Annotated in this window: 11 protein-coding genes; 6 read left to right on the plus strand and 5 right to left on the minus strand. The window is 58.9% G+C overall.

The window, feature by feature from the left end; all coding sequences use genetic code 11:
• Positions 1-48: 48 nt before the first annotated feature.
• Both C7534_RS07875 and C7534_RS07880 read left to right on the plus strand, forming a co-directional pair.
• On the plus strand, positions 49-2535 hold the full coding sequence (locus C7534_RS07875; protein ID WP_046028426.1) for a circularly permuted type 2 ATP-grasp protein: 2487 nt from the start codon (positions 49-51) through the stop codon (positions 2533-2535).
• A complete protein-coding gene (locus C7534_RS07880) occupies positions 2535-3425 on the plus strand; it encodes a transglutaminase family protein (RefSeq protein WP_046028428.1) in 891 nt (296 codons plus the stop codon). The genes C7534_RS07875 and C7534_RS07880 overlap by 1 nt, the downstream gene beginning before the upstream one ends.
• A gap of 238 nt (positions 3426-3663) precedes the next feature.
• Here C7534_RS07880 and C7534_RS07885 read toward each other — a convergent pair whose 3' ends face one another.
• Positions 3664-3852: a hypothetical protein gene (locus C7534_RS07885; protein WP_046028429.1), complete on the minus strand. Its 189-nt coding sequence runs from the start codon at positions 3850-3852 to the stop codon at positions 3664-3666.
• A gap of 68 nt (positions 3853-3920) precedes the next feature.
• Entirely contained in the window at positions 3921-4508 is a 588-nt protein-coding gene (locus C7534_RS07890) for a TIGR00730 family Rossman fold protein (protein WP_109785448.1), read from the minus strand.
• 343 nt (positions 4509-4851) lie between these two features.
• On the opposite strand from C7534_RS07890, the gene azu reads away from it, so the two are divergent.
• Positions 4852-5298, plus strand: coding sequence for an azurin (azu, locus tag C7534_RS07895; protein ID WP_109785449.1), 447 nt, complete (start codon positions 4852-4854; stop codon positions 5296-5298).
• Positions 5299-5946: 648 nt separating this feature from the next.
• Here the strand turns inward: azu and nadE are convergent.
• From nadE to C7534_RS07910, 3 genes are all read right to left on the minus strand, one after another.
• Positions 5947-6774 carry an ammonia-dependent NAD(+) synthetase gene (gene nadE / locus C7534_RS07900; protein WP_077432378.1) on the minus strand — a complete coding sequence of 276 codons (828 nt, stop codon included), beginning with the start codon at positions 6772-6774 and terminating at the stop codon, positions 5947-5949.
• Between the two features lie 4 nt (positions 6775-6778).
• Positions 6779-8005 (minus strand): nicotinate phosphoribosyltransferase, encoded by a 1227-nt coding sequence (gene pncB / locus C7534_RS07905; RefSeq protein ID WP_109785450.1) that lies wholly within the window; start codon positions 8003-8005, stop codon positions 6779-6781.
• 70 nt (positions 8006-8075) lie between these two features.
• On the minus strand, positions 8076-8984 hold the full coding sequence (locus C7534_RS07910) for a LysR family transcriptional regulator (RefSeq protein ID WP_109785451.1): 909 nt from the start codon (positions 8982-8984) through the stop codon (positions 8076-8078).
• 175 nt (positions 8985-9159) lie between these two features.
• On the opposite strand from C7534_RS07910, the gene amaB reads away from it, so the two are divergent.
• From amaB to C7534_RS07925, 3 genes are all read left to right on the plus strand, one after another.
• Positions 9160-10650: an L-piperidine-6-carboxylate dehydrogenase gene (gene amaB / locus C7534_RS07915; RefSeq protein WP_109785452.1), complete on the plus strand. Its 1491-nt coding sequence runs from the start codon at positions 9160-9162 to the stop codon at positions 10648-10650.
• Positions 10651-10810: 160 nt separating this feature from the next.
• A complete protein-coding gene (amaA, locus tag C7534_RS07920; protein ID WP_077432380.1) occupies positions 10811-12094 on the plus strand; it encodes an L-pipecolate oxidase in 1284 nt (427 codons plus the stop codon).
• A 364-nt stretch (positions 12095-12458) separates the two neighbouring features.
• Positions 12459-13592 carry a branched-chain amino acid ABC transporter substrate-binding protein gene (locus C7534_RS07925; RefSeq protein ID WP_109785453.1) on the plus strand — a complete coding sequence of 378 codons (1134 nt, stop codon included), beginning with the start codon at positions 12459-12461 and terminating at the stop codon, positions 13590-13592.
• The last annotated feature ends 154 nt before the right edge of the window (positions 13593-13746 follow it).

Raw genomic sequence — 13746 nt, forward strand, 5'->3', positions numbered from 1 at the left:
ATGTGCCTGCGCTAGTCTGACCGTTCCTTGCTGTCTGCCGAGCTTTCCATGCCTGACCTGCTTGATCGCTACCCGCTGACAACGGGCACTTACCACGAACTGCTCGACGACAGCGGCGCCGTGCGCCCGCACTGGCGTCGGCTGCTCGACCAATTGCAACGCAGCACGCCTTCGCAATTGGTGCAGCGTCAGGCCTTGTTGACCCGCCAGATCCAGGAAAACGGCGTGACCTACAACGTCTACGCCGACCCCAAAGGCGCAGACCGGCCGTGGGAACTGGATCTGCTGCCACATGTGATCGCAGCGGATGAGTGGCGGCAGTTATCGGCGGGTATCGCCCAGCGGGCGCGTTTGCTCAATGCGGTGCTGGCGGACCTCTATGGCCCGCAGCGATTGATTGCCGAAGGACTGCTGCCAGCGGAACTGGTGTTCGGACATAACAATTTCCTCTGGCCCTGTCAGGGCATTACGCCCCCGGATGGGGCGTTTTTGCATCTTTACGCAGTGGATCTGGCGCGCACACCCGATGGTCGCTGGTGGGTCACGGCGGACCGCACTCAAGCCCCGTCCGGCGCCGGTTATGCCCTGGAAAACCGCACCATCGTGTCCCGGGCCTTTCCCGAGTTGTACCGCGATTTGAAAGTGCAGCATCTGGCCGGGTTCTTCCGCACGCTTCAGGAAACGCTCGCCAGGCAGGCACCGAGTGATGACGACGCGCCGCTGATCGTGTTGCTCACACCGGGGCGGTTCAACGAAAGCTATTTCGAACACCTTTATCTGGCGCGTCAGCTCGGTTATCCGTTGGTGGAGGGCGGCGACCTGACGGTGCGTGATGCCACGGTTTATCTGAAAACCCTGAGCGGCTTGCGCCGGGTTCACGCGATCATGCGCCGGCTTGACGATGACTTCTGCGACCCGCTGGAATTGCGCACTGATTCCGCACTGGGTGTACCGGGATTGCTCGAAGCCGTGCGGCAGGGACGGGTTTTGGTGGCCAACGCACTCGGCAGCGGTGTGCTGGAGTCGCCGGGACTGTTGGGCTTTCTACCGAAGATCAATCAATTCCTGTTCGGCGAAGAACTGATCCTGCCGTCCATCGCCACCTGGTGGTGCGGCGAGGCGCCGGTACTGGCCCAGGCGCTGGAAAAACTGTCGGAGTTGATGATCAAACCGGCCTTCCCGTCGCAAAGCTTCGCACCTGTATTTGGCGGCGATTTGAGTGAAAAACAGCGCGAAGCCCTGGCCGAACGCATGCAGGCACGTCCTTATGCCTATGTCGCGCAAGAAATGGCGCAGTTGTCCCAGGCGCCTGTCTGGCAAGCGGAGGACGGTCAATTGCAACCGCGAGCCATCGGCATGCGTGTTTACGCAGTGGCCAGCCGTGACGGCTACCGGGTTTTACCCGGCGGTCTGACCCGGGTTGCTGCCGAAGCGGATGCTGAAGTGGTGTCAATGCAGCGCGGTGGTGCGAGCAAGGACACGTGGGTATTGGGTGATCGTCCTCCCAGCGGCGAGCAATGGAAAACCCAACGCACCATTGGCGTCCATGATCTGGTGCGGCGAGACCCGTATCTGCCGTCGCGCGTGGTGGAAAACCTGTTCTGGTTTGGCCGCTATTGCGAACGTTGCGATGACAGTGCGCGACTGCTGCGGATCATGCTCGCACGCTACGTGGACGGCGATGATCCGCAAGCCTTGCAGGCGGCCGTTGACCTCGGTGAGCGGCTGAACCTGTTGCCCGATGAGGGCGAACTGCCGGAACGCCTGTTGGCGGCGTTGCTCGGTGAAGACTGGCCCTTCAGCCTGCGCTCCAATCTGCAACGCTTGCAGTGGGCCGCCTCGCAAGTGCGCGGCAAACTCTCGCGGGAAAACTGGCAGGCGCTGGTGGAGTTGCAGCGTGAGGCCATGGAGCTGGAAACCCGTGAGCCCGATTTCGGTGAGCTGCTGGATTTCCTCAATCGCCTGGTGATGTCGCTGGCAGCGCTTTCAGGTTTCGCGCTGGACGACATGACCCGGGACGAAGGCTGGCGTTTCCTGATGATCGGTCGGCGGATCGAGCGGTTGCAGTTTCTCAGTGGCAGCCTGGCGGCGTTTCTGCGCGGTGCCGGGGCTTTCGATCAGGCGGGCCTGGAATGGTTGTTGGAGTTGGGCAACAGCAGCATCACCTACCGTTCGCGGTACCTGGCGGTGGCGCAACTGCTGCCGGTGCTCGATCTGTTGCTGCTCGATGAGCAAAACCCTCACGCCGTGCTGTTCCAGTTGAAGCTGGTGACTCGAACCTTGAAACGTTTGAATGACGACTTTGGTGCCCCTCGTGAAGAAGGGTTGCCGCTGTTGGTGGAGCGACTGGCGCGGTTTGATCTGGGGTGTCTGGAGAATTCGTTGTTTGGCGAAACCAGTGTTCGTGCCGCGCTCGATGGTCTGGCCGATTTGCTGCAAGAAATCGCCGATGCCAGTGGGCAAGTGTCGGATCGCCTGGCGTTGCGCCATTTCGCCCATGTAGATGATGTCAGCCAGCGCACGGTGTCCGTCTGATGAGTGCCCATTACCAGATTTTCCACGACACCCATTATCACTACGACAGCCCGGTGTCGCTGGCCCAGCAGCTCGCGCATCTATGGCCGAGACCCTGTGCCTGGCAGCGCTGCACCGCCCAACAATTGCAGATCAGTCCTGACCCGACCGCGCGCCGGGATGAGCTGGATGTGTTTGGCAATCCGCTGACCCGGTTGGCGTTTGAGCGCCCGCATGATGAGTTGCTGGTCAATGCCAGTCTCACGGTCGAAGTCCTGGCCCGGCCAACGCTGGATTTCACTCAGTCACCCGCCTGGGAAGTTACCCGCGACGCGCTGACTTACAGCAGTCAGCCAATGTCGTCTGACCTGCTTGAAGCGTGCCGTTATCGATTCGAATCACCCTACGTGCATTTGAAGCGCAATTTCGTCGAGTTTTCCGAGAGCTGCTTTCCGGTTGGCCGACCACTGTTGCTGGGTGTACAGGCGCTGATGGAGAAAATATTCAGCGAATTCACTTTCGACGCCGAAGCGACCCAAGTGGCGACGCCGTTGGTGGAAGTGCTGGAGCGCCGGCGTGGCGTCTGTCAGGATTTCGCCCACCTGATGCTGGCGTGCGTGCGCTCCCGTGGGTTGGCCGCTCGCTACATCAGCGGTTATCTGCTGACACAACCGCCACCGGGCCAGCCTCGGCTGATCGGCGCCGATGCGTCGCATGCCTGGATCTCGGTGTTTTGCCCGGTACTGGGTTGGGTCGATTTTGACCCGACCAACAACATACAACCGGCGCTCGAACACATCACCTTGGCATGGGGCCGGGATTTCTCTGATGTTTCGCCGTTGCGTGGGGTGATTCTGGGCGGCGGCAATCATGACCCGGAAGTCCGCGTCACCGTGATGCCATTGGAGTAACAAAGATCCATAGATGTAGGAGCGGGCTTGCTCGCGAAGACGGAGTGTCAGTCGTTACTTATGTAGCTGATACACCGCCTTCGCGAGCAAGTCGGATCGCCGCATCGCCGCTCCCACAGGGAATATGCAGTGTTTTTTGGAGGGCATTTCAGAGGGGGACTGTGAGGGTCAGCAAAGTAACTGCTGACCCTGGACACAGATCCGGTGGGCCCGATCAGATCATCCGGCCCTGAGGGTCTCAGGCGTCGGGCGCCTGATCTTTCGGTGCTTCAGTTTCGTCTGTAGCCACGTCGCCTTCGGCATCGGGGTTCAGTGCTGCGGCGTCTTCTTCAGCTGTAGCTTTCTTGCGCTGAAGCTTTTCCTCTTTCTTCTGCTCCTTGGCCAAGTCTCTCTGACGTTTGGCGAAGGAATAATTAGGTTTAGCCATGGGCGATCCTCTGGGGTCGAAGGTGAGGTTGAGCGGCGCATATTCTGCCCTGTATCGGTGCCAAGCCGTTAGCTGGGTTTTTGATCGGTCCATTTTGGCGGGACCGACGGTTGCCAGGCGTCCAGTGCGTCGAGCAGGGTTTGCGGCGATTCGCTCGTTTGCAGCATGTCACGGTGTGGTGCGCGAACGAAGCCTTCGCCGACGATATGATCAAGAAAACCGGTCAATTTGCTGTAGAAACCGTTCACTTCGAGCAACCCCAACGGCTTGCCGTGGTAGCCGAGCTGGCCCCAGGTCCAGACTTCGAACAGTTCCTCCAGCGTGCCGAGACCGCCGGGCAGGGCGATAAACGCGTCGCTGAGTTCGGCCATCCGCGCCTTTCGCGCGTGCATGCCGTCGACCACTTCCAGGCGCGTCAGGCCGCTGTGGCCGATTTCCTTGTCCTTGAGGCTTTGCGGGATGATCCCGATCACTTCGCCGCCGGCCGCCAATGCCGCATCGGCGACAATCCCCATCAAGCCGACGGCACCGCCGCCATACACCAGGGTCAGCTTGCGCTCAGCCAATGCTCGCCCCAGGGCGGCAGCCGCTTCACGATAAGCCGGGTTGGTGCCGGTGCTGGCGCCGCAAAATACACAAACAGACTTCAAAGACATGTTTTTCTCCATGGTCAGGATGGCCACAGAGTAAAGGCAGGCACGCAGCGTTCCAAGGTCTAAACTTCGCGTTTGGGAGTTTCGTAGGTACCGCTGGCGCCACAGGCATATGCGGCGAGCAAACTGCACAACAGGCTATTGAAGGACATGACCGGCGCTCCAGATGAGTGATGACGGCCTGATGATAGGGCCGTACCAGACACTTGGCTGGTAGATTGTGTCGATAGGTGTCATAGCCTGAAAGTTGTATACAATTTATGATTCAGGTCATAGGAACTTGCGAAGATTTCAGGCAGTCTTCTGTCCATTCGCACTTTTGTTAACCCTGCCTTGGAGATTCACCATGTTTGCCAAACTTGTTGCGGTATCCCTGCTGACACTGGCCAGTAGTCAATTGATGGCTGCAGAATGCAAAGTCACCGTTGACTCCACTGATCAGATGTCCTTCGACAAGAAGGCCATTGAGATCGACAAGAGCTGCAAAACGTTCACTGTCGAACTGACTCACTCCGGCAGCCTGCCGAAGAACGTCATGGGCCATAACTGGGTGCTGAGCAAAGAAGCAGATATGCAGACGATTGCCAGCGCTGGCCTGGCCGCTGGTATCGACAAGAACTATCTGCCGGAAGGTGATGCACGCATCATCGCCCACACCAAAATCATCGGTGCCGGCGAAACGGACTCGGTGACCTTCGACGTGTCGAAGCTGGCCGCTGGCGAAGCCTATGGCTTCTTCTGCTCGTTCCCGGGCCATATCGCGATGATGAAAGGCACTGTGACGCTGAAGTAATCCGGCGCTCTGGAACCTTGGATTTTAAAACTAAGGTTCCAGAGATCTGAACGTACCGAGGTCGAGTTCGAATCCGATCGAAGGTATGCGGGCTCTTTCCTCGTTCCTGTCTAAAAAATGTTTTTGATTCGCATGCTCGAGTGGATGGCCGACAGCATTTTCTCCGGGTGGCAGGCAATCGCTCATCTGGCTGGCTTCCGGGGTCGGCATCGTTTGCCATGAGCAACGTATCGTCTCGCTCCTCAACGAAAAGAAATCGGGAAGTAGAGTATTGCCTGAGGCTGGCGTCTGCGTCTGCGCGAGGGTTGCTACAGGGCAGCAAGCGAGGGTCAGCGCGGCAGCAATGTGTCGGATGACGTTCGGTAGGAGGGCCATTCTGGAGTCCGGAGAGTAGGCGGAAATGGACTCTGTGCTGGTGCCTTCTTTTGATCAATGGGCATCCATTGATTTGGGAAAAGCCCTACGTCGTTTTAAGGTCTTTCGTTCTATTCGTCTTGTTACTTTGAAAAACGTTGAGATCATTCAGCGCAGAGAGCGAGCGATCCAAAGAAAAGCGTCCACTTGGGACGCTTTTTTTGTGTCCTGCATTTGGCCGTGTCATCGGCCATCGCGGGCAAACCCGCGATGGCGTCTCCTGCCCCCCAAATATCAAGGTGCAAACGGCATCACGCGCTTGTGGTGAGTCTTTTTGTACGTGTCGCAGATGATCTTGAACGCTTCCTCACGCACCGGCTCGCCGTGCAGGAATGCGTCGATTTCGGCGTAGGTCACGCCGTGCGACGCTTCGTCCGGTTTGCCCGGCGAGAGGTCTTCCAGATCGGCTGTCGGGATTTTTTCCACCAGCGATTCCGGTGCGCCGAAACTGCGGGCGATATTGCGGACCTGATTTTTAACCAGGCCGCTGAGTGGCGCCAGGTCGCAGGCGCCATCGCCGAACTTGGTGAAAAAACCCATCACGGCTTCTGCTGCGTGGTCGGTGCCGATCACCAGGCCGTGGGCTGCGCCCGCGATGGTGTACTGAGCGACCATGCGCATCCGCGCCTTGGTGTTGCCGAGCACGAAATCCACCGAGACCGCGTGCTTGCCTTCGAAGGCGGCGACTTCGTTGGCCAGCGATTTGACCGCGGGGCCGATGTTCACGGTGTGGCGCTCGTCCGGGGCAATGAAATCCACTGAGGCCTGAGCGTCATGTTCATCGAACTGAGTCTCGTACGGCAGGCGCACGGCGATGAATTTGTAGCCCTTGTCGCCGGTGCGCTCACGCAATTCACGCATGGCTCGTTGGGCCAACAGGCCGGCGGTCAGGGAATCGACGCCACCGCTGATGCCCAGCACCAGGGTCTTGAGACCGGAATTGACCAGGCAATCCTGAATGAAACTGACCCGCCGGGCGACTTCTGCCTCAAGGGCGGCCTCGTCGGCAAATGGCGGTTGAACCTTGAGCTGCTCAGCAATCTCACGCTGTACGGCTTGCATGAATTCACTCCTTGCTTGATGTGCTGGATAGGGCGGCAGGTACTTTGAACACGTGTCGCAAATAGGCGACAAAATTCGGGTCTTTGCAGTGAGTCTTGCCAGGCTCATCGGAAATTTTCGCGACGGGCTGGCCGTTGCAGGCTGCCATTTTAAGCACGATGCTCATGGGTTCGACACCTGGAATATCACACGTCAGGTTAGTGCCGATCCCAAAGCTGACATTGATCCGACCACGCAGCGCGCGGAATATCTCCAGCGCCTTGGGCAGTGTCAGGCTGTCGGAGAATGTCAGCGTCTTGCTCATCGGGTCGATGCCGAGCTTGTGATAATGGGCGATGGCTTTTTCGGCCCATAGCACCGGATCACCCGAGTCGTGGCGCAGGCCATCGAAGAGCTTGGCGAAAAACAGGTCGAAGTCGCCGAGGAAGGCATCCATGGTGATGCAATCGGTCAGGGCGATACCGAGCAGGCCGCGGTACTCGCGTACCCAGCAATCGAGCGCGGCAATCTGGCTGTCGATCAGTCGTGGGCCGAGTTGTTGATGGGCCATGATCCACTCGTGGGCCATAGTGCCCAGCGGTTTCATGTCCAGCTCCCTGGACAGGTGCACGTTGCTGGTACCGACGAAGCGTCCGGGGAAATCGTGCTTGAGCACGTTCACCACTTCCTCCTGCACGCGGTATGAAAAGCGACGGCGCGTGCCGAAATCGGCGACCTGCAACTCGGACAATTCGTCACTGCTGGCGTTGGCGGTCAGCCAGTCGAACTTGCGATAGAGTTGTTCGCGTGCCTGTTCCAGGACTATTTCCCGGTAGCGATAGCGGTTGCGCACTTCGCTGACAATCGCCAGCAGCGGCACTTCGAACAGGATTACGTGCAACCACGGCCCGCGCAGACGGATGAACAGTTCGTCGTTTTCAATGCCGGTGTGGATGTAACGCAGGTTGAAGCGAAACAATCCGAGAAACCGCAGGAAATCCGGTTTCAGGAAGCTGATTCGCTCCAGAAAACTCAATTGATCAGGGCTCAGGCTCAACTCGGCCAGGCGCTCGATCTGAAAACGGATCTCCGCCAGGTACGGGCGCAAATCTTCACTGTTGCGGCAACGAAACTCCCATTCGACTTCGACGTTCGGGTAGTTGTGCAGCACGGCCTGCATCATCGTCAGTTTGTAGAAGTCGGTGTCGAGCAGGTTCTGCACGATGCGATCGCCAAACACGCTCTCGCTCATAACGGGGTTCTCCGCATTGAATGGGGATAGTGGCGCATATCGGTGGTGGGTATTGCCAGCAATTTCTGTGTCAGTCGGGGGAGGTGGGGTTGTCGACTTGCTCCAGCATCCATTTCACAAAATCGCGCACCTTGGGCACTTCTGCCGAATGCTCGGGATACGCCAGGTAATAGGCATCCGTGCTGGGCATTGCATGCTGCCAGGGAATGACCAGTTTGCCGTCGGCCAATTCCTCTTCCACCAGAAACCGTGGCAACAGTGCCACGCCGCAGCCGACTTGCGCTGCACGGATGCACATATAAAAGGTTTCAAAACGCGGGCCGTGGTAGCTGTGCTCGGTGTGGTAGCCCTGACTGTCGAACCAGTCGTGCCACGCCTGGGGGCGGGAGGCGTTTTGCAGCAGGACCAGGTCGGTGAGTTGCGTCGGATCGGTGAACGGCGTGTCCGGCAGGCTGCCCGGTGCGCAGACCGGCACCAGTTCCTCGCCAAACAGCTTCAGGCATTCAGTGCCGGGCCGTGAACCCTGGCCGAAGTAAAACGCCAGGTCGCTGCGACCTTGCAGCAAATCGTCGGCTTCCTGCTCGCTGCACAGGTCCAGATGGATCGACGGATGGCGCAGGCGCCAGCCTTTCAGGCGTGGGACCAGCCAGCGCGCACCGAAGGTCGGTGGGGTCGAGACGCGCAAGACTTCGGTTTCACCGCCGTAGGAGCGCAGGTAATGGGTCGACATTTCGACCTGGGTGAGGATTTTTCGTACTTCCACCAGGTACAAATCACCGGCCGGGGTCATTTGCAGGCGTCGGCGCACACGACGGAACAACAAGTGCTGCAACAACTCTTCGAGTTGCGCGACCTGTTTACTGACGGCGCTCTGGGTCAGGTTCAGCTCTTCGGCGGCGCGTGTGAAGCTCAAATGCCGGGTCACGGCCTCGAAACACTGCAGTGCTGTGATCGACGGCAGGTAGCGTTTATTCAGCATGGGTAGTCCTTTTTCTTGTTTCTTACTGACCAGCAATTCGCAGCATGAATAAACGGAATGATATCTCTCTTAAAGGTCGTTTGTTGGGTAGCCTTCGGGAAGCTAAAACTACAGGTCTGATCAGCCGTGATTATTCCGGCTGCACCCTTTGTGTTTTTCGCTTGAGGAGTGACCCATGGTTGCCGCATTGCTTGATCGTCTTGGTGTGAACCCGGCCCTGTACCAGAACGGCAAAGTGCCGGTGCATTCGCCGATTGATGGCAGCCAGATTGCCGCCGTGAACTGGGAAGGCGCCGCTGAAGTCGAGCAGCACATCAGTCGTGCCGATCATGCGTTCGAATTGTGGCGCAAGGTCCCGGCGCCGCGCCGTGGCGAACTGGTGCGCCAACTGGGCGACATTCTGCGTGAATATAAGGCTGACCTCGGTGAGTTGGTCTCCTGGGAAGCTGGCAAGATTACTCAGGAAGGCCTGGGTGAAGTTCAGGAAATGATCGACATCTGCGATTTCGCGGTCGGTCTGTCCCGTCAGTTGTACGGTTTGACTATTGCGTCCGAGCGTCCTGGCCACCACATGCGCGAAACCTGGCACCCGCTGGGCGTCGTCGGCGTGATCAGTGCGTTCAACTTCCCGGTCGCGGTCTGGGCCTGGAACACCACGCTGGCGCTGGTCTGCGGCAACCCGGTGATCTGGAAACCTTCGGAAAAAACCCCGCTGACCGCGCTGGCCTGCCAGGCGCTGTTCGATCGCGTACTGAAAAATTTCAGCGACGCGCCACCCCACTTGAGCCAAGTGATCATTGGCGGTCGTGATGCCGGCGAAGCGCTGGTTGATGACCCGCGTGTCGCGCTGATCAGCGCCACCGGCAGCACCCGCATGGGCCGCGAAGTGGCGCCGAAAATTGCCGCGCGTTTTGCTCGCAGCATTCTGGAACTGGGCGGCAACAACGCGATGATCCTCGGCCCAAGCGCCGACCTGGACATGGCCGTTCGCGCCATCCTGTTCAGCGCCGTCGGTACCGCCGGTCAGCGTTGCACCACCCTGCGTCGTTTGATCGCGCACGAATCGGTGAAGGAAGAGATCGTCACTCGCCTCAAGGCTGCGTACTCCAAAGTGCGCATCGGCCATCCACTGGAAGGCAATCTGATCGGCCCGTTGATCGATAAACACAGCTTCGACAACATGCAGGACGCGCTGGAGCAGGCCTTGAGCGAAGGCGGCCGTGTGTTTGGCGGCAAGCGCCAACTGGAAGACAAATTCCCGAATGCCTACTACGTTGCACCGGCCATTGTTGAAATGCCGGAGCAAAGTGACGTCGTGTGCCATGAAACCTTTGCACCGATTCTGTACGTGATCGGTTACAACGATTTCAACGAAGCCTTGCGCTTGAACAATGCCGTGCCACAGGGCCTGTCGTCCTGCATCTTCACCACCGACGTGCGTGAAGCCGAGCAATTCATGTCGGCGGTGGGCAGCGATTGCGGGATTGCCAACGTCAACATCGGCCCGAGCGGCGCAGAAATCGGTGGCGCGTTTGGTGGCGAAAAAGAAACTGGCGGTGGTCGTGAGTCGGGCTCCGACGCATGGCGCGGCTACATGCGCCGTCAGACCAACACTGTGAACTACTCGCTGGAGTTGCCGTTGGCGCAGGGCATCACGTTCGACTAAGCGCAGCTTTTGAGCTCATGTTGATCGTTCCCACGCTCTGCGTGGGAATGCCTCAATGGACACTCTGCGTCCGCTCTTGGGACGCGGAGCGTCCCGGGCTGCATTCCCACGCCGAGCGTGGGAACGATCGGGTTGGTTAGGTTTCTGTTGGAGTCTGGCAATGCCGTTACGCGAAGAGTGTCTGTGGGAAAAACTGACGCCGCAAAGGCCCGACAACGCGGCGCTCAAGGGTGAAGTAACAGTCGATGTCTGCGTCATCGGTGCCGGTTTCACCGGTCTGTCGGCGGCGGTGCATCTGCTGGAACAAGGTAAATCGGTTTGTGTGCTGGAAGCGCATCGCGCCGGCCACGGTGGCTCGGGGCGCAATGTCGGCCTGGTCAACGCTGGCATGTGGATTCCACCGGACGACATCGAAGCCGGGTTCGGCGAAGCGGTGGGCAGTCAGCTCAATCGCATGCTTGGCGCGGCACCTGCCCTGGTGTTCAGCCTTGTGGACAAATACAACATCGATTGCCAGTTACGCCGCGAAGGCACGCTGCACATGGCGCACAACGCCCGTGGCGAAGCGGATTTGCGCAGTCGTGAAGAACAATGGAAACGTCGCGGGGCGCCCGTCGAACTATTGACGGGCCAAGCCTGCGAGCAGGCGACGGGCACTAAAAAAATCGCTGCCGCACTGCTTGATCGCCGTGCTGGCACCCTCAACCCGATGGCCTACACCACCGGACTGGCCAAGGCGGCCATCGGCCTCGGTGGCCAATTGTTCGACCATTCTCCGGTCACCCGGTTAGAACGTCAGGGCCAGCGTTGGTCGGTGCAAACCGCCCAGGGTTCGGTTATGGCCGAGAAAGTCGTAATCGCCTCCAACGCCTACACCGAAGGCGACTGGACCGAACTGCGGCGCAATTTCTTTCCCGGTTACTACTATCAAGTGGCCTCGGTCCCGCTGACCGAAGACGCCGCGCAACAGATTCTGCCCGGCGGCCAGGGCTCCTGGGACACCCGCCAGGTACTCAGCAGCATTCGTCGTGACAAAGACGGGCGCCTGTTGCTCGGCAGCCTCGGCAATGGCAACCAGAAACCCGCCTGGTTCCTGAAAGCCTGGGCCGATCGTGTTCAGCAACACTATTTTCCCTACCTTAAACCGGTGGAGTGGGAATGCACCTGGACCGGTTGCATCGCCTTCACGCCGGATCATTTGATGCGCCTGTTCGAGCCGGCGCCCGGTTTAGTGGCAGTCACCGGTTACAACGGTCGGGGCGTGACGACAGGTACGGTCGTCGGCAAAGCCTTTGCCGATTACTTGTGTAACGGAAATCCTCACGCTTTGCCGATTCCCTTCGCGCCCATGCAGCCATTGGCCGGGGTCGGATTGCGCAGTTGTCTATACGAGGCGGGGTTCTCGCTGTATCACGCAGGCCAGTGCTTGCGGATCGTTATCTGATTGTTGAAATTTGTTGCTGAAAGCGGCGCTTTTCGGCTTTGCGTCTAGCCTGTAATGGTGCGGGTTGTAGCAGTCCCGCACCAGCAGTGTGCACTTCGGTGACGCACGTTGTTACAGGCTGGTTGCACGTCGTTTGACGCCGCGGTTGCAATGATGGCGCATGCGGGTTGCGCCTTTAAAAATAAATGGTTTCACCTTCCGCGGTTTAGACGGTTGCACGCCCAATGAAAATGGGAACAAAACAGTCGTAAAAACAATAATGCAGCGACTTTTTTCAGAATAAAAAACCGATGGCACGGCCCTTGCTCTGAGCATTCAGTGAAGTCGCAGTGCCAACTAAAAAAAAACCTTGGAGCACCACCTCATGTCCCAGACGTTTTACAAGAAAGGCTTTCTGGCCCTCGCAGTGGCAGCTGCGTTGGGTGTTTCTGCGTTTGCTCAAGCTGATGTGAAAATCGGTGTGGCGGGCCCGATGACAGGCGCCAACGCGGCATTTGGCGAGCAGTACATGAAGGGTGCACAGGCTGCAGCCGACGCGGTCAACGCGGCGGGCGGCGTTAACGGGGAAAAAATCGTGCTGGTCAAGGGCGATGACGCCTGCGAACCGAAACAGGCTGTGACGGTCGCCAAGGACCTGACCAACCAGAAGGTCGCTGGCGTGGTCGGTCACTTCTGCTCCTCGTCGACTATCCCGGCCTCCGAGATTTACGACGAAGCGGGCATCATCGTAATGACTCCAGGTTCCACCAACCCGGCCGTTACCGAGCGCGGCTTGAGCGCCATGTTCCGTATGTGCGGGCGTGACGATCAGCAAGGCATCGTGGCCGGCGACTACATCGTCGACGTGCTCAAGGGCAAGAAAGTTGCTGTCATCCACGACAAAGACACCTACGGCCAAGGTCTGGCTGATGCCACCAAGGCTCAGTTGGTCAAGCGTGGCGTGACTCCGGTCATCTACGAAGGCCTGACCCGCGGCGAAAAAGACTTCAGCGCCCTGGTCACCAAAATTCGCGCTGCTGGCGCCGACGTCGTCTACTTCGGCGGTCTGCACCCTGAAGCCGGTCCATTGGTTAAACAACTGCGTACCGAAGGCCTGAAAGACGTGAAATTCATGTCCGATGACGGCATCGTGACCGACGAACTGGTGACCACCGCTGGTGGCGCGCAGTATGTCGATGGCGTGCTGATGACCTTCGGCGCCGACCCACGCCTGCTGCCAGACAGCAAGACCGTGGTAGATGCATTCCGCAAGGCCGGCACCGAGCCTGAAGGCTACACCCTCTACGCTTACGCAACGGTCCAGGCCCTGGCCGCTGGCTTCAATGGCGCCAAGTCCAACAAGGGCGAAGACGCCGCTGCTTGGCTGAAAAAGAACCCGGTCAAAACCGTGATGGGCGAGAAGACCTGGGACGCCAAAGGCGACCTGAAAGTCTCCGACTACGTGGTTTACCAGTGGGACAAGGACGGCAAATACCATCAGCTGGAAAAACAGAAGTAAGGGCTGACCCAATCGGCTGACCCCACAGTTTCCCTGTAGGCGCGAGCCCGCTCGCGATGACGGACTGACAGGCAACACATTTGTTGAATGTTAAACCGTCATCGCGAGCAGGCTCGCTCCTACAGGGAGCGGTGGTGTCGGCTGATCGTGGCTG

Origin of the sequence: Pseudomonas sp. OV226 (assembly GCF_003148705.1) — a bacterium.
In the GTDB taxonomy this organism is placed as follows: domain Bacteria; phylum Pseudomonadota; class Gammaproteobacteria; order Pseudomonadales; family Pseudomonadaceae; genus Aquipseudomonas.

Bases quoted from the DNA above. Each gene is read 5' to 3' on its own strand.
- C7534_RS07875 (WP_046028426.1), top strand. From the start codon at position 49: ATGCCTGACCTGCTTGATCGCTACCCGCTGACAACGGGCACTTACCAC.
- C7534_RS07880 (WP_046028428.1), top strand. From the start codon at position 2,535: ATGAGTGCCCATTACCAGATTTTCCACGACACCCATTATCACTACGAC.
- amaA (WP_077432380.1), top strand. From the start codon at position 10,811: ATGCCGTTACGCGAAGAGTGTCTGTGGGAAAAACTGACGCCGCAAAGG.
- C7534_RS07925 (WP_109785453.1), top strand. From the start codon at position 12,459: ATGTCCCAGACGTTTTACAAGAAAGGCTTTCTGGCCCTCGCAGTGGCA.
- amaB (WP_109785452.1), top strand. From the start codon at position 9,160: ATGGTTGCCGCATTGCTTGATCGTCTTGGTGTGAACCCGGCCCTGTAC.
- C7534_RS07910 (WP_109785451.1), bottom strand. From the start codon at position 8,984: ATGCTGAATAAACGCTACCTGCCGTCGATCACAGCACTGCAGTGTTTC.
- azu (WP_109785449.1), top strand. From the start codon at position 4,852: ATGTTTGCCAAACTTGTTGCGGTATCCCTGCTGACACTGGCCAGTAGT.
- pncB (WP_109785450.1), bottom strand. From the start codon at position 8,005: ATGAGCGAGAGCGTGTTTGGCGATCGCATCGTGCAGAACCTGCTCGAC.
- C7534_RS07885 (WP_046028429.1), bottom strand. From the start codon at position 3,852: ATGGCTAAACCTAATTATTCCTTCGCCAAACGTCAGAGAGACTTGGCC.
- nadE (WP_077432378.1), bottom strand. From the start codon at position 6,774: ATGCAAGCCGTACAGCGTGAGATTGCTGAGCAGCTCAAGGTTCAACCG.
- C7534_RS07890 (WP_109785448.1), bottom strand. From the start codon at position 4,508: ATGTCTTTGAAGTCTGTTTGTGTATTTTGCGGCGCCAGCACCGGCACC.